Origin of the sequence: Frondihabitans sp. 762G35 (assembly GCF_002074055.1) — a bacterium.
GTDB lineage: Bacteria > Actinomycetota > Actinomycetes > Actinomycetales > Microbacteriaceae > Frondihabitans.
This window is the reverse complement of the sequence record NZ_CP014619.1, coordinates 84,865-102,669: the sequence shown is the minus strand read 5'-3', so window position 1 is coordinate 102,669 and position 17,805 is coordinate 84,865. Positions and strand designations below refer to the sequence as shown.

Below are 17,805 nucleotides of genomic sequence, written 5' to 3'. Positions count from 1 at the left end.
CCTCAGGGGCGGATGTTCTCGAGGTCGGCGAGCAGGCTCGGGTGCCGGGGCTCCCATCCCAACGTCTTGCGCGTGAACGCGCTCGACGATGGCTGGTCGGTCGCGAAGATCGGCCCGAACGGTCCGAAGGTGACGTCGGGAACGGACGCCACCGGCAGCCCCAGGCGACGGCCCACGACCGCGGCGATGTCGATCACCGCGTCGCCCTCGTCGGCGACGGCGTGCCACGCGCTCCCGGCGGGTGCCTTCTCGAGTGCCAGCCGGAACAGCGAGGCGGCGTCGCGCGCGTGGACGGCCGGCCAGCGCTGAGTACCGTCCCCCGGATAGCCGGCGACGCCTGACCGACGAGCCGCCTGGGCGAGGAGACCCGCGAACCCGCCGTCGCCGTTCTCATGGACCGTGCGGGGCATCCGCACCGCTGAGGCACGCACGCCTCGAGACGACAGCGCGAGCGCGGCCTCGACCGAGAGCGCCCGGCCGGCGACCGGGCCGTCCTTCGGGAGAGGGTCCGATTCCGTGGACGGTCGGCCGGCCGTCCACGGTGTGCCCGAGACGACGACGAACGGCTTGCCGGTCCCGACGAGGGTCTCACCGAGGGTCCTCATGGCGGCGCTCTCCTCCGCGATGCTGGCGGTCAGCGCCTCGGCCGTGCTGTAGTCGCTGCCGAAGGCCAGGCTGATCACGCCGTCGGCCTGCTCGGACCCCGCGCGGAGGATGTCGAGGTCGGCGAGCCCACCCTCGATGACGGTCGCCCCCGCGTCACGCAGGGACGACGCCGACCCGGCCGAGCGGGCCAGCCCGAGGACGGTGTGGCCGTGGGCCAAGAGCTCCGCGATGACGGGACCGCCGATGGTTCCTGTCCCTCCCGTGACGAAGACGTGCATGAGTACTCCTCTGATCTGGGGGTGGTCCACTGATGGGACCACTGTCCCATCACCGTATCACCGCGATGGGACACTTGTCCCGTCGCTAGGATGGCCCCATGGCGAGATGGGAACCCGGGGCACGCGAGCGGCTCGTCGTCGCCGCCGTCGATCTCTTCGTCGACCAGGGCTACGACGACACCACCGTGGCCCAGATCAGCGAGCGTGCCGGAGTCACGAAGAGCACCTTCTTCCGGCACTTCCCCGACAAGCGCGAGCTGCTGGTGGCCGGCCAGGAGACCCTCAGCTCTCTTCTCGCGGAGGGGATCGCGTCTGCTCCTGCCGGAGCCTCGCCGCTCGAGGCGGTCGCCGCCGGGCTCGAGCGCGCGTCGTCCGCGATGGGTCCCCGCAATCGCGACCTGGGCCCCCGGATCCGCGCCGCCGTGGCCGCCAGCAACGAGCTCCAGGAGCGGGACGCCCTGAAGAGCGTCGGGATGGCGGCGGCGATGACCGCCGCGCTCGAGGCGCGCGGGGTCCCCGCGATCGGGGCGCGTCTCGCCAGCGAGATGGGCGTGCTCGCGTTCAAACAGGGCTACGCGAGATGGTCCGAGGGCGATCGATCCGACGACGACGGACTGGCTCCGCACGCGGTGGCGACGCTCGAAGAACTCCGTCGCGCGGCGGCCACGCTCGGCTGACCCGGCGGACTCCGTCACGACGACGCCGCAGCCACTCGCTGCTAGCGGCGCGGAGCGGCGGTCGGGCAGGGCGGATGCAAGGCGGAGGAGAGCGATAGCGGCGCTATCGCCGACGACGACAACGCCGCAGCCGCCCCGTCCGACCGCCGCGGAGCGCGGCTCGGGCAGGGCGGATGCAAGGCGGAGGCCGTCCCGATGGCGGGAGCTATCGGGTCGGGCGACAACGCCGCAGGCGCCCCGTCCGAGCCGCGCTCAGGAGCAGAATTCGAGGAGGTCTAGGCCTACGGTGTGCATCACGTCGAGCACCCGCAACCGCGCCGCCAGGTCGACGTCGTCGAATGCGACGGTGACCGCGTAGGCGATTCCGCGGCGCGGACCGCGGAGCGCTCCCACCTCGGACCGCACCCCGGCCGTCGCCCCGGTGAGGTTGACGAGTTGGAGGTCGTGGTCGCGGGCCCGGTGGGCCACCGGGTCGAGGCCGAAGGCGGACGCGACCAGCGAGAGGTCGGTTCCGGTCGACAGCCAACCCAGGACCCGGTTGCTCACCGGCGTGTCGAGGGTGCGTCCGGCGACGAGGTCGCCGAGGAGTCGCTGCAGTTCGAGGGCGGACCCCACGGAGACCTGCGGGGCGTCGTCCGGGCCGCGGCTGGCGCGGGCGAAGTCGAGCAGCGCCGTGCGGGTCAGGCCGAGGGACTCCCCGCGGGCGTGGATGGCGTCGAGCCCGACCGTCCGGGCGAGCGCGTTGGTCGCGACGGGGTCGCGGACGGCACCGACGAGGGTGGCGGCGTCGAGCACGCAGAGCTTGGGCAGCAGGAGCGACGGCCACAGCCCTCCGACGCGCGGGTCGTCCACCCGCGTGCCGTCGTCGTCGGGCGCCTCGCGCGCGACGTCGGCGACGGGCGACAGGCGTCCGTCGCCGAGCCGCACCGCCACCTCGATGAGGAGCAGCAGGGATCCGACCTCGGCGGTGGGGAGCGACACGCTCTCGTCGATGGCGAGGACGACGTCGCCGGTGTCGAGGTCGGCGGCCGAGGCCGAGACGCGCGCGTTCTCGTAGGCGAGGGAGCCGAGCGCCCGGAAGCTGCGCTCGAACGGCTCGTCGACGCGCGGGCCCAGGTGGCGACCGTGGTCGCGCATCCTGCGCTCGCGTCGTGTCTCCGCCGCCGGTTCCGCTACCAAATCGTGACGCGCTCCTCCTCGGGAAGCCACAGGGCGTCGTCGGGTGTCACGCCGAAGGCGGCGTAGAACTCGTCGATGTTGCGCACGATCTGGTTGCAGCGGAACTCGTTCGGCGAGTGCGGGTCGATGGAGAGGAGGCGGACGGCCTCCTCGTCGCGCAGCTTCATCTGCCACGCCTGCGCCCAGCTGAGGAAGAAGCGCTGCACGCCCGTGAGGCCGTCGATCACCGGGGGCTCGGCGCCGTCGAGCGAGATCAGGTAGGCCTTCCAGGCGATGGAGAGCCCGCCGAGGTCGCCGATGTTCTCGCCGATCGTGAGGGCGCCGTTGACGTGGTGACCCGGCGTCTGCGCGGGCTCGAGGGCGTCGTACTGGGCGATGAGCGACGAGGTGAGCTTCTCGAACGCCTCCCTGTCGGCGGCGGTCCACCAGTCGGTGAGGCGGCCGTCGCCGTCGTACTTCGAGCCCTGGTCGTCGAAGCCGTGGCCGATCTCGTGGCCGATGACCGCCCCGATGGCGCCGTAGTTGGCGGCGGCGTCGCGGGAGGCGTCGAAGAACGGGAACTGCAGGATGGCGGCGGGGAAGACGATCTCGTTGAAACCGGGGTTGTAGTACGCGTTGATCGTCTGCGGGGTCATGAACCACTCGTCGCGATCGATCGGCTTGCCGATCTTGCCGAGTTCGCGGTCGAAGCCGAAGACCGCGGTGGCCCGGACGTTGCCGACGAGGTCGCCCGCGTCGATCCGGAGCGGGGAGTAGTCGCGCCACTTCACCGGGTAGCCGATCTTCGGGGTGAACCTGTCGAGCTTCTCGAGGGCGCGGCCGCGCGTGGCGTCGGTCATCCAGTCGAGGGCGGTGATGCTCTGGCGGTAGGCCTCGACGAGGTTCGCGACGAGGACGTCCATCGTCTCCTTCGCCTCGGGGGCGAAGTGGCGCTCGACGTAGATGCGGCCGACGGCCTCGCCCATTGCGCCCTCGACGAGGGAGACGCCGCGCTTCCACCGGGCGCGCTGGACCGGGGTCCCGGTGAGGGTCTTGCCGTAGAAGTCGAAGTTCGCCTTCACGAAGTCGCTCGAGAGGTAGGCCGCGAACGAGCGGACGATCTGCCAGCGCAGCCAGTCGCGCCAGGCGTCGAGGCGGTCGTCGACGAGGAGCGTCGCGAGGCCGGAGACGAAGGAGGGCTGGCGCACGACGACCTCGTCGAAGACTCCGGCCGGAGCTCCGACGGCGTCGCGCCACACGTCGAGATCGACGCCCTCCGCGAGCGCCTTCGCCTCGGCCCAGGGCAGGAGGTTGTAGGTCTTCTCGCTCTCGCGCGTCGCCACGTTGTCCCAGTGCTGGGCGGCGATCGCGGTCTCGAGGGCCACGACGCGAGCGGCACGCCCGGCCGCGTCGTCGGCTCCTGCGAGGCCCAGCATGGTGCCGACGAAGGTCTCGTAGGCGGCCTTGACGGGGGCGAACTTCTCGTCGCGGTAGTACGACTCGTCGGGGAGGCCGAGGCCGGCCTGCTCGACGAAGACGACGTAGCGCTCGGGCTGGCCCGGGTCGTTGTCGACGAAGAGCTGCAGGAACCCGGAGACGCCCTGGAGCTCGAACCGGCCCACGGCCCGGAGGAGGGCGTCGACGTCGGAGACGTCGTCGACGGTGCCGAGCAGTTCGCGGATCGGCTCGGCGCCGAGCTCCTCGACGCGCTCCTCGTCGAGGAAGCTGGCGAAGAGGTCGCCGACCTTGCGGGCCTCGGTGCCCTCTTCGGCCTCCCGCGACTCGTCGATGATCTCCCGGACGGCGGTCTCGGCGGCCTCGGCCAGCACGTAGAAGGAGCCCCAGCGGGCCTTGTCATCGGGGATCTCGGTGCGGGCCATCCACGAACCGTTGACGTGGCGGAAGAGGTCGTCCTGCGGTCGCACCGCCTCGTCGAGCTCGTCGGTGAGGATTCCGGAGTCAGCGGCAGTGTCGGTCATGGATCAAGCCTAGGCGCGCCTCTCAGTAGAGTCGACGCATGGCCCTCCCCTGGAAGCTTCACGGCGACGGACGCTCGGTCGACGCCTCCTCGATCGTCCTGCCGGAGGAGCGGCTCTCGTGGCTCCGCACGATCGGCTTCGGCGCTCAGCACGTCGTCGCGATGTTCGGCGCGACGTTCCTCGTGCCGCTCATCACCGGATTCCCGCCGTCGACCACGCTGTTCTTCTCCGGCGTCGGCACTCTCCTCTTCCTCCTGATCACGAGGAACCGCCTGCCCAGCTACCTGGGTTCGTCGTTCGCCTTCCTGGCGCCGATCGGGGCGGCCACGAAGGTCGGCGGCATCCCGCTCGCGCTCAGCGGCATCATCGTCGTCGGCGCGATGCTCGCCCTGGTCGGGCTGCTCGTGATCGTGGTCGGCACCCGGTGGATCGACGCCCTGCTACCGCCCGTCGTCAGCGGCGCGATCGTCGCGCTGATCGGCTTCAACCTCGCGCCGTCGGCCCGCGACAACTTCGCGAAGGGGCCCGTGGTCGCCCTGATCACGCTGGCCGCCGTGATCCTGAGCGCGGTGGTCTTCCGCGGGATGCTCGGGCGCCTGTCGATCTTCGTCGGCGTCGTCGTCGGCTACGTGGCGGCGGTCCTGTTCGGCCAGGTCGACTTCGCAGCGGTGGGGAAGGCCTCGTGGCTGGGCTGGCCGACCTTCACGGCCCCGGCCTTCGATGCCTCGTACCTGGCGATCTACCTGGGCTTCCTCCCGGTCGTCCTCGCCCTGATCGCGGAGAACGTCGGCCACGTCAAGGGCGTCGGCCAGCTCACCGACCGCAACCTCGACCCGCTGACGGGTCGCGCGCTCCTGGCCGACGGGCTCAGCACCCTCCTCGCGGGCCTCGGCGGCGGCTCCGCGACGACGACGTACGGCGAGAACATCGGCGTGATGGCGGCCACCCGGGTCTTCTCGACCGCTGCGTACTGGGTCGCGGGGATCCTGGCGATCCTGCTGGGCCTGTCGCCCAAGATCGGGGCGATCATCTTCACCGTCCCGCCGGGCGTGCTCGGCGGCGTGACGACGGCGCTCTACGGCCTGATCGGCATCATCGGGGTCCGGATCTGGGTCGAGAACCGCGTCGACTTCTCCAAGCCCAAGAACCAGCTCACGGCCGCGGTCGCGCTCGTCTTCGGCATCGCGAACTTCACCGTCGTGCTGGGCGGGGCGACCTTCAGCGGCATCATCCTCGGCACGGTGGCCGCCATCGTCGTCTACCACGCGATGAACGTCATCGGCCGCGCCCGGGGAACCGCCTGAGCGCCACGCGAGCGCTCGATCGCGACATCGCTCGCCTCGCCGTACCGGCGCTCGGCGCGCTGATCGCCGAGCCGCTCTTCCTCCTCACCGACACCGCCCTCGTCGGCCACCTCGGGGCCGCTCCCCTCGCGGGGCTGGGCGTGGCGAGCGTCATCCTGCAGACGGCCGTGGGGCTCCTGATCTTCCTGGCCTACGCGACGACACCGACGGTCGCGCGGCGGCTCGGAGCGGGCGACCGGCCGGGCGCGCTGCGGGCCGGCATCGACGGCCTCTGGTTCGCGCTCGGCGTCGGCGTCGTCCTGGCGGGCGTCGGCCTCGCGACGGCGCGGCCGCTCGTCGACGCCTTCGACACGTCCCGAAGAGTCGCCGACGCCGCCACGACGTACCTGACGATCTCGGTGCTCGGCCTTCCCGCCATGCTCGTCGTCATCGCGGCGACGGGGCTCCTGCGCGGCCTCCAGGACACCCGGACGCCGCTCGTCGTCGCGACCGTCGGCTTCGCGGCGAACGCGCTGCTCAACGCGGTGTTCCTCTACGGCTTCGGCTGGGGCATCGCAGGATCCGCGTGGGGCACCGTCACCGCGCAGGCCGGCATGGCCGCGGTCTACGCGGTCATCGCGGTGCGCGCCGCCCGGGCGGCGGGCGTCCCCCTCCGGCCGGGGCTCGACGGCGTCGGACGCACGGCCTCGTCGGGCGCGTGGCTCCTGCTGCGGAACGCCTGCCTCCGGGCGGCCATGCTCGCGACCGTCTCGGCCGCGGCGACCCTCGGCGTCCGCGGCCTCGCCGCCGTGCAGATCGCGTTGACGCTCTTCTCGGCGCTCGCCTTCGCCCTGGACGCCCTGGCCATCGCGGGTCAGGCGCTCGTCGGGCACGCGCTGGGGGCGGGCGACCGCGAGCGCGTGCGGCGCGTGACACGCCGGCTGCTGCTCTGGGGGGTCGCGGGAGGCGCGGTGCTGGGCCTCCTGCTGGCCGCCGTCTCGGGGGTGCTCGCGCCCGTCTTCACGACCGACGCCGAGGTGGCGCGGCTCCTGCCCGGGCTGCTCCTGGCGATGAGCGCCGGGATCCCCGTGGCCGGCTTCGTGTTCGTGCTCGACGGGGTGCTGCTCGGGGCCGGGGATGCCCGGTATCTCGGGCTCACCGGCCTCGTCAACGTGGCGGTCTACCTGCCGCTGCTCGCGTGGTCGCTCGGCGCGAGGGGCGACGGCGCCCCGGTCGCACTCTGGTTCGCCTTCGGCCTGGGCTACATCGGCGCGCGGGCGGTGACGCTCGGTCTGCGGGCCGCGGGATCGCGCTGGGTCGTGACGGGCGCGCGCTAGGCCTCGCGACCGTCGTCGGCAGTGACAGGGCGCGGGGGGTAGTTCTCCAAGTCGTCGGAAACGGGGCTGTCGACACGTTCGCGAGACATCGATCGGATGTAGTCGCGGAGATAAGGCAGGGAGAAGATCACGTGACCGTGACCGTCCGACTGGACGTATCCGCTTCCGATCAGGCGCTTCTTGTAGACCTGGACGTACTGCGCAGACACGCCCATTCGATCCACGATGTCGGCGATCCGACTCCGGCCCTCGTCGACGGCCATCGCGGCGACGAATTCCTGATCCTTCTCCGAAAGATCCTGGTAGACGCGACTGATGACTCTCCGCTCGACGGCGGCGACGGCTCGGATGTGCGCGCTCTCCGCATCGTGGACGGAGATCACCGCATTGGTCCCGCTGCTGCGCCAGGCATAGTCGCCGGCGAGCTGGACGAGATACGGATAACCCTGCGACACCGAGACGAGAAGATCGAGGGCGGCCTCGTCGATGGTCTTGCCCCCGATCCGGATCGACTCCGACAGGACGTGCCGGGTCTGGGTCGGGCTGAGCCGACGGAAGTCCAGCTCGCGCGAGCGCCGGAGGAACGTGGTGTGCTCCTGCTCGACCAGGGCGTCGAGGTCGATCTTGATACCGGCGAAGGCCACCATGATGTTCGCTCCTTCGCCGATCGCGTGTGAGATCTCGAGGGCGAATCGAGACAGCTCGCGGAGGCGGACCTTGCCCGAGGACACCTCGTCGATGGTGATCAGGATTCCCGCGGGTCGACGTTCCTCGGCCAGGATCTCGGACAGCGCGACGAGATCTCTACGCAGGAGCGGCCTGATCTCCCGATGGCGGTCGACGTACTCCCACTGTGCATCGAGTTTCCAGATGCCGAGACCCGTCAGGCGCGCCCGCGAGTCCGGCGAGAGCCCGCCGAGCAGAGCCGGAATCGTCGTCTCCATCACGCGCTCCATCAGGCCCGCACTCGCATCGTCGCTGATCACGAGCCAGCCTTCGTCTCGCGCGGCGTCCTGGAGACGCGCGAGCATCGAGGTCTTGCCCGAGCCACGGAGTCCCGAGATGAGAACCGACTGGCTCTCGCCGAAATCGAGCGACGCGAAGACCTCCGACAGCTCCGACAACTCGTCGTCGTGACCTCCGAAGACGAGCGGCCGTCGACCGTAGCCGGGGCTGAACGGACTAGGTTCGGTGAGGGCTCGCGTCGTCATGATCCGAGAGCAGCGGATCGGTATTTCTTTTATTTACTCGTGAATCCCGAATGGTCGATCGCAGACGATACGTCAGAACCTTCGACGGGGTACATCGCTGGTCGGCCGAGCGTTTCCCCCCGGAGGATGCACGCGTACTGTCGGGGAGGTCCCGCGACGGAGGAGCTGTGTGAACACCCTGGTGACCGATTCCGAACGCCCCGCGGTGTTCCTCCTGCCCGGCCTCGGCCTGAGCGCCCGGGCCTTCGACCGACTCGGAGACGCCCTCGGCGACACCTTCGACACGGTCGCGCTCGACCTGCCCGGCTTCGGCGACGCCCCGGCATCGTCGGGCACCTCCGTCGACGACATGGTCGGGCACGTGATCCGGGCCATCCGTCGCCACGCTCCGACCCACTGGATCCTCGTCGGGCACAGCATGGGCGGGAAGATGGCCACCCTCGTGGCGGCGCGTGCGCTGGCCGGCGAGCGCGGCGTGTTCGGCCTCGCGGGCGTCGTCCTGCTCGCGGGATCGCCTCCGACCCCCGAGCCCATGGACGACGACCGCCGCGCCGAGATGATCTCCTGGGCCGCCGACGGGCCGCTCGACGCAGAGGCCGCTCGGACGTTCGTCGACGGCAACGTCGGCGCTCCCCTCGACGCCGAGGCCGACGCGCTCGTCGTCGCCGACGTCCGCCGCTCCTCCCCCGAGGCCTGGACCGCGTGGCTCGAGCGCGGCAGCCGCGAGGACCGCTCCGGTGACGTCGGCATCCTGCCCGTGCCCGCGTTGATCGTCGCGGGCGGCTCCGACGGCGACCTCGGCCTGGAGGCGCAGCGCTCGCTCAACGGCCCGGTCTATCCGCGGGCGGAGTTCCTCACCCTCGACGGAGCGGGGCACCTCCTCATGCTGGAACGGACCGACGAGGTCGCCGAGGCCATCCGCCGGTTCTGGCACGACACCGCGGGCACCGGCCCGGTCGTCCCCGCCGACGTCGCGCGCACGATGGCCTCCGGCCGCACCTCCTCGCGGACCCGCGGCATCCTGGCCGGACGAGCTCTCGCCGACGACCCGGCGTACCGGCCGCGCGTCCTCGACGACGTTCAGCTCGCGACGCTCCGCGCCGTCGCCGACCGCACCGTGCCTCAGCCGGGCGAATCGATCGATCTCGCCGCCCGCCTCGACACCGGACTGGCCGACGGCGCGACCGACGGCTGGCGGAACGTAGCCCTGCCGACCGACGTCGAGGCCTACCGACTCGCCCTCGACGCCCTCGCCGACTTCCCGAGCCTCGACCCCGACGCGCAGGATGCCCGGCTCGCGGCCGTCGTCGACGAGACGTTCGAGCCGCCGACCGCCACGCTCACCGCGGCCCAGCTCGCCCTGTGGTTCGAGGACTGCCGGGTCGATCTCGTGCGGCTCTGGCTCGCGCATCCTGCGACCCAGGCCCTGATCGGCTTCGACGGCTTCGCGAACGGCGGGGACCTCGTGCGGATCCAGGGCTTCCTGAGGCTGGGCGCCGACGAGAAAGAGAGCTGGGAACCGCGGATGGGAAGCACACGATGAACCTCGACTCGATGCGGTCCTTCGGAGACGACGACGTCGTCGACGTCGTCGTGATCGGCACCGGAGCCGGTGGCGCACCGCTCCTGGCCGACCTCGCCGGGCGCGGCTTCCGCGTCGTGGCGCTGGAGGCGGGCCGGAACTTCGATCCCCAGGCGTTCACGCAGGACGAGACCGAAGCCACCGAGATCATCTGGCTGGAGGAGCGCCTCAGCGACGGCGCCGACCCGACGGCGTTCGGTGCGAACAACAGCGGGCAGGGCGTCGGCGGCTCGATGCTGCACTGGGGCGCCTTCACCCCGAGGCCCGATCCGCGTGACCTCCGCCTCCGCTCCACGCAGGGCGCGGGCGAGGACTGGCCGATCGAGCACGACGAGCTGACCCGCTACCTCGAGCGCGTCGAGCGGTTCGTCGGGGTCTCGGGGCCGGCCGACTACCCCTGGGATCCCGCGCGCTCCTACGAGATGCCTCCGCCCGCCCGCAACGCGTCGTCCGACATGATGATCCGCGGCTGCGAAGCCCGGGGCATCCGCGCGACCGACGCACCAGCCGCGGTGCTCACGCGCGACCGGCACCAGGACCACGTCGGCACCCGCCCCGCCTGCGCCAACTGCGGCAGCTGCCACCAGGGCTGCCGGAGCGGCGCCAAGGTCAGCATGGACACCACCTACCTGCCCCTGGCCATCGCCTCGGGTGCGGAGATCCGCCCCGGCTCGCGCGTGCACGGCTTCGAGCAGGACGCGTCGGGTCGCGTCACCGCGGTCCTCTACCTCCGCGACGGGGTCGAGCGACGTCAGCGCTGCCGGACCGTCGTCCTGTCCGCGGGCGGCATCGAGACGCCCCGACTCCTGCTGCACGCCGGGATCGCCAACAGCAGCGACCAGGTCGGCCGGAACTTCATGGTCCACGGCGCGACGCAGGTCTGGGGTCGCTTCGAGGAGGAGATGCGGAGCTACCGCGGCTACCCGTCGTCGATCATCACGGAGGATTTCGTCCGCCCCGACGACGCCGACTTCGTGGGCGGCTACCTCATCCAGAGCCTCGGGGCGATGCCGCTCACCCTCGCGACGACGATGGCGCGGAGCGCCGGCCTCTGGGGGCAGGAGCTCGTGTCCGCCCTGCTGTCGTACCGCCACCTCGCCGGCGTCGGCATCAACGCCGAGTGCCTGCCCGACGAACGGAACCGGCTCACGCTCTCCGACGAGCTCGACGCCCACGGGATGCCCAAGGCGCACATCGCGTACACGGCCGGTGAGAACGAGCAGCGGCTGGAGCAGCACGCCATCCGCACGATGACCGGCATCGTCGAAGCGGCAGGAGCCACGGAGACGATGGTCCTCAACCGCACCGCTCACACCATCGGCACCGCCCGCATGGGGACGGACCCCGCCCGGGCCGTCGTCGACCCCGACGGTCGGAGCCACGACGTGCCGAACCTCTGGGTCAGCGACAACTCGACGTTCCCGAGCTCCGTCATCGCGAACCCGGCGCTCACGATCATGGCGCTTTCGCTGCGCACCGCCGAGCGGATCGCCGCGAGCGCCTGAGAGACCGCGGCCCCCGTCCGGTCAGGCCGGCGGGGGCGCCGTCGTGGAGCCGCGCCGGAACTGCGAGACGAATGCGACCCGCTCGGGCGCGGCTCCTGTGAGCAGAGCGAGGACGCCGCGGCCTGCCGCCTGGCCCTTGGCGATGGCGGGCTGGACCATCGTCGTGAGATCGTCGGCCACCGGGTCGTCGATGCGGACGCCGTCGAAGCCGACCACGCTGAGATCACCCGGAACGCCGAGCCCGAGTTCGGTCGCGGCCCGGACGACGCCCGCCGCGAGGAGGTCGCTCTGCGCGATGACGGCGGTCGGCCTGCCTTCGGGGTCGGCGAGGAGCTCGAGCCCCGCGAGGCGCCCCTCCTCGATGCTGCTGCCGAGGGTCGAGCGGCCGCCGACCCCGGGGAAGACGTCCTGCGCGCCGCGGATCCGCTCCAGGGCCGTGAACGACGCGGCCGCCTCGATCCGGGCCTCGGTCAGCGGTCCGGCGACGGGCTCCCGGTCGAGCTCGAGCGTCACGAGCGCCACCCGGGAGTGCCCCAGGTCGCGCAGGTGCCTCGCCAGGGTGGCGGTCGCCTCCCGGTTGTCGAGGGCGATGTCGAGCACGCCGGGCACGGGGCGTCCCTCGATCGCCACCACGGGGATCCCGCGCCGCCGCACGATCGCGACCGACTCGTCGACGCGCGTGCTGCAGCCGAAGAGCACCACGGCGTCGACGGGCGCGTCGACGAGGGCGGACGGCCGGCCGAGCGTCTCGGTGAGCAGCAGGAGCGAGGATCCGGCCGCCCCCGTCACGTCGGCGATCCCGTCGAGCATGAGCACGTTCATCGGGTCGCGGAAGGCGTCGCGGAGAGTGTCCTCGAGCACGACGCCGACGATGCCGGAGCGGCCGCGACGCAGCGACCGGGCCCGCGGGTCGGGGCCGGCGTAGCCGAGGTCGGCCGCCGCCCGCAGGACCCGCTCGCGCGTGGCGTCGGCCACGGGGCCGGAGTCGTTGAGGGCCAGCGACGCCGTGGACGGGGAGACGCCGGCCAGGCGCGCCACCGCGGCGAGGGTCGGACGCACGGGCGTCGTCTGCTCGGATCCTGCCATGCCACCGGAGCCTAGTCGAATCGATTCGACGATGCCCTTGTCCGGGTGCCGGAGGGCTTGCTACGGTGGTCGGACGGCGCCGGTCGAATCGATTCGATCCTGCTTCGCCGACTCCCCTCCCGCACTCCCAGCAGAAGAAGACCGATGGCGACCTCCTCTCTCGACACCCGCACCTACGACGGCGGGCTCACCCGACGAGACGTGGTCCGGTGGCGCAACGCCCTCTTCGTGGTCTTCGGCCTCTCGGGGCTCGCCGTCTCGACGTGGCTCGGCCGGCTGCCGTCGATCCGCGACATCCTGCACGCCACGACGCTCGAGATGGGATTCCTCGCGGGCGGGATAAGCGTGGGCTCGATCATCGGCATCACCCTGTCGAGCCACATCATCGCCTCGGTCGGCGCGCGCCGCACGGCTCTGACGATGCTCGGCGTCCTCTCGGTGGGCCTCGTCGTCGCCGGCCTGAGCGCCTCGCTGGGCGCCGGATTCTGGGCGATCCTCATCGGCATGGCCGTCTTCGGCTTCGGCAACGGCACGCTCGACGTCGCGATGAACGTCTCCGGGGCGGCTGCCGAGCGGGTTCTCGGGCGGACGGTCATGCCGCTGTTCCATGCGTCGTTCAGCCTCGGCACCATGGTGGGGGCCCTCGTCAGCGCAGGAGCCGAGCTCCTGCGCGTCCCCGTCGCGACCCACGTCGCCCTGCTCGCCGTCATCGTCGCCGTGTCCGCCGTCGTCTTCACGCGACGCTTCCAGTCGGAGGAGCTCGGACACGCCGGAGCCACGGACGACGAGGCTCCCCGCGAGAGCTCCTGGCGCTCGCGTCTCGCGATCTGGACCACGCCCGGCACCCTGCTGATCGGCCTCGTCGTGCTCGGCATGGCGACCACCGAGGGCTCGGCCAACGACTGGCTCGCCCTGGCCATGGTCGACGGGCACGGCGTCTCGAACGCCGCCGGCACCTCGATCTTCTTCGTCTTCGTCACCGCGATGACCATCGCCCGCGTCGCCGGGACCCCGCTCATCGACCGTTACGGCCGCGTGTTCATGCTCCGCGCCTCGGCCGTCGCCGCGATCGTGGGCCTGCTGCTCGTGATCCTGTCACCGGTCGTCTGGCTCGCCGTCGTCGGCGTCGTCTTCTGGGGCTTCGGTGCCGCGCTGGGCTTCCCCGTCGGACTCTCGGCGGCGGCGGACGACTCCCGCAACGCCGCGGCCCGCGTCAGCGCCGTGGCCACGATCGGCTACGTCGCGTTCCTCGCGATCCCGCCGCTGATCGGCTTCCTCGGCGAGCGCTTCGGCCTGCTCAACGCGCTCTTCGCCGTGTTCGTGCTCATCGTGGCCGCGGGCCTCGCCTCCGGTGCCGCGCGCGAGCCGTCGCGGCGCTAGCACGCCCCGCCCCCGCTCCCGCCCGCTCCCCCGCCGCACTCCCCCCGCCTCGGCTTCGCCGAGACTCCACAACTCGCCGCTCACTTTCCCCGAACGTGGCCAAACGTGGAGTCTCACCCAGCCGACCCCCGCCCCGCCGCACTCCCACCCCGCCAGACTCCACAACACGCCGCTCACTTTCCCCGAACGTGGCCACACGTGGAGTCTCGGTCAGAGAGGAAGGCGCGGCACGGGGACGTCGGATGCAAGGCGGAGGAGGAGAGCGATGGCGGCGCCATCGCCGACGACGACAACGCCGCAGCCGGCGCGCCCGGGCAGGGCCGGGGAAGGCGCGGCCCGGGGACGTCGGATGCAAGGCGGAGGAGGAGAGCGATGGCGGCGCCATCGCCGACGACGACAACGCCGCAGCCGGCGCGCCCGGGTCGAGCCACCCGCCGGGTACCGTTGGGGGGTGCGTCTCGTCATTGCTCGCTGTTCGGTGGACTACGCCGGCCGCCTCTCCGCCCACCTCCCGCTCGCGACCCGTCTGCTGATGGTCAAGAGCGACGGCAGCCTCCTCGTCCACTCCGACGGCGGCAGCTACAAGCCGCTCAACTGGATGAGCCCCCCGTGCACCCTCTCGACCCTCGAGCCGGACGACGACCAGCGCGAGGCCGGCGTGGTGGAGCTCTGGAAGGTGACCCAGGCGAAGACGGCCGACATCCTCGTGGTGTCGATCCACGAGATCCTGCACGATTCCGCCCACGAGCTGGGTGTCGATCCGGGGCTCGTGAAAGACGGCGTGGAGGCCCACCTGCAGAAGCTCATGGCGGAGCAGATCGAGGTGCTCGGCGAGGGTCACACCCTGGTCCGACGCGAGTACATGACGGCGATCGGTCCCGTCGACATCCTGGCCCGGGATTCCGCAGGAGCCGCGGTGGCGGTCGAGATCAAGAGGCGCGGCGACATCGACGGGGTCGAGCAGCTCACCCGCTACCTCGAGCTCATGAACCGCGACCCGCACCTCAAACCGGTGGCCGGGGTCTTCGCCGCGCAGGAGATCAAGCCGCAGGCCCGCACGCTGGCCGAGGATCGCGGGATCCGCTGCGTCGTCCTCGACTACGACGCGATGCGCGGGATGGACGACGGGCACTCCCGCCTCTTCTAGATCCAATCTGAAATACATATTGATTCGACCGAGAATCTCCGTAGGATGTGAAATAACCAATCCGAAAGGTTCTCCCGTGAACACACGACCCGTCCCGTCCATGCCGATCCAGTCGCAGCACGCCCGATCGGCCAACCCCCTCTTCGACCAGCTCGTGGCCGCCATCCGTCCGTCGACCGGTCGTCCGCTCACCCCGATCACCACCGCCACCCGCTGGATCGACCGCGCCACCGCCACGTCCCGCACGTCGACCACGTCCCGCACGTCGACCCCGTCCCGTGCCACGGCTCCGTCCGTGAGCACCCCGCCGGGTGGGCGGCGCGACCGTCCGGGCGCCTCGACGGCCCGTCCCGTCCCGGCCGCCCCGGCTCCTGCCCCCGTCAAGCCGCCCACCGAGGCGATCTCGATCGAGCGCCTCGTCGGCAACCCTCTGTCCACCGACGGTCTCACCGACAGCGAGCGCGAGATCGTCGCCGAGATGGGCGGCACGGTGGCCCGCCTCATCCTGCAGATGCTCGACGACGACGGCAGGGCCGCGTCGCGTCGCTAGGGCGCGACCGCGCCACAGCGCCGCGTCGATAGTCTGGAGGCGATGATTTCCGACGCCCCCCTCCCCTACTCGGCCGTTCTGTTCGACCTCGACGGCACGATCGCGGATTCCGCGCCGGGCATCACGTCGACGCTCGCCTACACGCTCGAGACGCTCGGCCTGCCGGTGCCCGCACCGGCGAGGCTCCTCGAATGGGTCGGGCCGCCGCTCCCCGAGAGCTTCACCGAGAAACTCGGCCTCACGGGGCCCGCCCTCGACGAGGCGATGCAGGTGTATCGCGCCCGCTACCTCGAGCGGGGAGCTCTCGACAGCCGCGTCTTCCCGGGGATGGAGGAGGTGCTCCGCCTGGTGCACGAGGCGGGCATCCCGACGTCGCTCGCCACCTCCAAGCCGGAGCGACCGGCGACCTACATGCTCGACCACTTCGGACTGTCCCGCTATCTCGACGTCATCACCGGCGCCAGCGACGACGAGGTGCGGAGTGCGAAGAAGGACGTCGTGGAGGAGGCGCTGATCCGCCTCGCGGCCCGCGGGGTGGACCTCTCCCGTCCGGTCCTCGTCGGCGATCGCCACCACGACGTCGACGGCGCCACGGCGCACGGGGTCCCGACGATCTTCGTCGAGTGGGGCTACGGCGGCGTCGAGGAGCAGGCCGGAGCAGTGGCTGTCGCGCGCGACACCGACGGCCTCCTCGACCTGCTCGGCCTCCCCGCCGAGAGCGGCGCCCGCGCGGCGACCACATGAACCGCGCCGCAACCATCGCGCGCTCCCCCGCCGCGTGGCTCCTGACCGTCGCCATCGTCCTCGTCGCGCTGAATCTCCGCGGGCCGATCGTCGCCACGGCTCCGGTCCTCGACATCGTGAAGTCCGACCTGGGGATCGGCGCCGTCCTGGCGGGGCTCCTCACGAGCATCCCGGTGCTCTGCTTCGCGGTCGCCAGCCCTCTCGCGTCCGGCCTCATCGGCCGCCTCGGGCCCGAGCGCGCCGTGACCCTCAGCCTGCTGGGCGTCCTCACCGGCACGCTCGTCCGCTCCGGCGGGACGCAGGCCCTGCTCATCGTCGGGACCGTCATCATCGGCGTGTCCATCACGATCGGCAACGTCGTCGTGCCGGTCGTCATCCGCCGCGACTTCTCGGCCCAGCGGACCCCGTTCGTCACCGGCATCTACACGTCAGCGCTCAACGTCGGGTCGATGATCACCTCGCTCGGAACCGCCCCGATCGCGTCCGCCACGGGGTGGCCGCTCGCGCTCATCGCCTGGAGCGCGTTCGCCGTGATCGCCGGCGCGGTCTGGATCCTCGCGGTCGGCCTCCGCAAGGCGTTCGTCGCGGACGACAGCACCGGCTTCGGGGAGCTCGTGACCGGGCCGGTGGAGGTCATCACGGCGAGCATCCCGACGCACGGCGGGGACCCGGTCGGGCATCCTGCGCCGTCGCTGTTCCGCCGGCTCTCGACCTGGGGCCTGACGCTGGCGTTCGCCGGCCAGGCCTTCGCCTACTACGGCCTCACGGCGTGGATGCCGACGCTGCTGCACGACGAGGTCGGGCTCAGCCGCGAGGGGGCGGGAGCCAGTTCGTCGGTGTTCCAGATCCTCGCGGTCGTGGGGGCGCTCGGTGTTCCATTCCTCGCGCTGCGCTTCCGACCGGTGTACATCGTGGCGCTCGTCGGGCTGCTCTGGATCGCGATGCCCCTCGGGCTCCTCGTCGCCCCGCAGCTCTGGCTCGTCTGGTCGATCATCGGCGGGGCGGCGCAGGGCGGCGGCATCACGATCATCTTCATCGTGATCGTCCGCATGGTCACGAGCGACGTCGACGCCCGGCGTCTGTCGGCCCTCGTGCAGGGCGGCGGCTACGCGATCGCCTCGCTCGGGCCGCTCGTCGTCGGTGCGGTCCACGACGCCACCGGCGCCTGGACCCTCCCGATGGCCGTCGTGCTGGTGTCGGTGCTGACCCTCGGGATCAGCGGCGTGCTGTCGGCCCGTCGGGTGCACTGAGGCCCGGTCGGCCGGCGGCGGTGCGCCTGAGT

15 protein-coding genes are annotated in these 17,805 nt (G+C 71.7%); 10 read left to right on the top strand and 5 right to left on the bottom strand.

Going from position 1 to position 17,805, the window contains the following annotated elements; all coding sequences use genetic code 11:
• Positions 1-2: 2 nt before the first annotated feature.
• Positions 3-884, bottom strand: coding sequence for an NAD-dependent epimerase/dehydratase family protein (locus AS850_RS00495; protein WP_119867354.1), 882 nt, complete (start codon positions 882-884; stop codon positions 3-5).
• Positions 885-982: 98 nt separating this feature from the next.
• Here AS850_RS00495 and AS850_RS00490 point away from each other — a divergent pair, with 98 nt between their 5' ends.
• A complete protein-coding gene (locus AS850_RS00490) occupies positions 983-1,561 on the top strand; it encodes a TetR/AcrR family transcriptional regulator (protein WP_119867353.1) in 579 nt (192 codons plus the stop codon).
• A gap of 252 nt (positions 1,562-1,813) precedes the next feature.
• Here AS850_RS00490 and AS850_RS00485 read toward each other — a convergent pair whose 3' ends face one another.
• Entirely contained in the window at positions 1,814-2,698 is an 885-nt protein-coding gene (locus tag AS850_RS00485) for a serine hydrolase (RefSeq protein WP_119867352.1), read from the bottom strand.
• A gap of 35 nt (positions 2,699-2,733) precedes the next feature.
• Positions 2,734-4,698 carry a M13 family metallopeptidase gene (locus AS850_RS00480; RefSeq protein WP_119867351.1) on the bottom strand — a complete coding sequence of 655 codons (1,965 nt, stop codon included), beginning with the start codon at positions 4,696-4,698 and terminating at the stop codon, positions 2,734-2,736.
• A 38-nt stretch (positions 4,699-4,736) separates the two neighbouring features.
• Here AS850_RS00480 and AS850_RS00475 point away from each other — a divergent pair, with 38 nt between their 5' ends.
• The gene (locus tag AS850_RS00475) at positions 4,737-6,002 is read left to right on the top strand and encodes a uracil-xanthine permease family protein (RefSeq protein ID WP_119867350.1); all 1,266 of its coding nucleotides are present in this window, start codon (positions 4,737-4,739) and stop codon (positions 6,000-6,002) included.
• Positions 5,999-7,318, top strand: coding sequence for an MATE family efflux transporter (locus AS850_RS00470; RefSeq protein WP_119870051.1), 1,320 nt, complete (start codon positions 5,999-6,001; stop codon positions 7,316-7,318). Before AS850_RS00475 ends, AS850_RS00470 begins: the two co-directional genes overlap by 4 nt.
• Here AS850_RS00470 and AS850_RS00465 read toward each other — a convergent pair.
• A complete protein-coding gene (locus tag AS850_RS00465) occupies positions 7,315-8,529 on the bottom strand; it encodes an ATP-binding protein (RefSeq protein ID WP_119867349.1) in 1,215 nt (404 codons plus the stop codon). The genes AS850_RS00470 and AS850_RS00465 overlap by 4 nt on opposite strands.
• Positions 8,530-8,710: 181 nt before the next feature.
• On the opposite strand from AS850_RS00465, the gene AS850_RS00460 reads away from it, so the two are divergent.
• Positions 8,711-10,072 carry an alpha/beta hydrolase gene (locus tag AS850_RS00460; RefSeq protein WP_216819810.1) on the top strand — a complete coding sequence of 454 codons (1,362 nt, stop codon included), beginning with the start codon at positions 8,711-8,713 and terminating at the stop codon, positions 10,070-10,072.
• A complete protein-coding gene (locus AS850_RS00455) occupies positions 10,069-11,616 on the top strand; it encodes a GMC family oxidoreductase (protein WP_119867348.1) in 1,548 nt (515 codons plus the stop codon). The genes AS850_RS00460 and AS850_RS00455 overlap by 4 nt, the downstream gene beginning before the upstream one ends.
• 21 nt (positions 11,617-11,637) lie before the next feature.
• Here AS850_RS00455 and AS850_RS00450 read toward each other — a convergent pair whose 3' ends face one another.
• Positions 11,638-12,702, bottom strand: a complete 1,065-nt coding sequence (locus AS850_RS00450; RefSeq protein ID WP_119867347.1) for a LacI family DNA-binding transcriptional regulator — start codon at positions 12,700-12,702, stop codon at positions 11,638-11,640.
• Positions 12,703-12,846: 144 nt separating this feature from the next.
• Here AS850_RS00450 and AS850_RS00445 point away from each other — a divergent pair, with 144 nt between their 5' ends.
• The 5 genes from AS850_RS00445 (at position 12,847) to AS850_RS00425 (ending at position 17,773) form a co-directional block, all read left to right on the top strand.
• A complete protein-coding gene (locus AS850_RS00445; protein ID WP_119867346.1) occupies positions 12,847-14,082 on the top strand; it encodes an MFS transporter in 1,236 nt (411 codons plus the stop codon).
• Positions 14,083-14,533: 451 nt separating this feature from the next.
• Positions 14,534-15,229 (top strand): endonuclease NucS, encoded by a 696-nt coding sequence (nucS, locus tag AS850_RS00440; RefSeq protein WP_119867345.1) that lies wholly within the window; start codon positions 14,534-14,536, stop codon positions 15,227-15,229.
• Between the two features lie 76 nt (positions 15,230-15,305).
• Positions 15,306-15,779 carry a hypothetical protein gene (locus AS850_RS00435; RefSeq protein ID WP_123955401.1) on the top strand — a complete coding sequence of 158 codons (474 nt, stop codon included), beginning with the start codon at positions 15,306-15,308 and terminating at the stop codon, positions 15,777-15,779.
• Between the two features lie 42 nt (positions 15,780-15,821).
• Positions 15,822-16,523, top strand: coding sequence for an HAD hydrolase-like protein (locus AS850_RS00430; protein WP_119867343.1), 702 nt, complete (start codon positions 15,822-15,824; stop codon positions 16,521-16,523).
• Positions 16,520-17,773 carry an MFS transporter gene (locus tag AS850_RS00425; RefSeq protein WP_119867342.1) on the top strand — a complete coding sequence of 418 codons (1,254 nt, stop codon included), beginning with the start codon at positions 16,520-16,522 and terminating at the stop codon, positions 17,771-17,773. Before AS850_RS00430 ends, AS850_RS00425 begins: the two co-directional genes overlap by 4 nt.
• Positions 17,774-17,805: the final 32 nt, after the last annotated feature.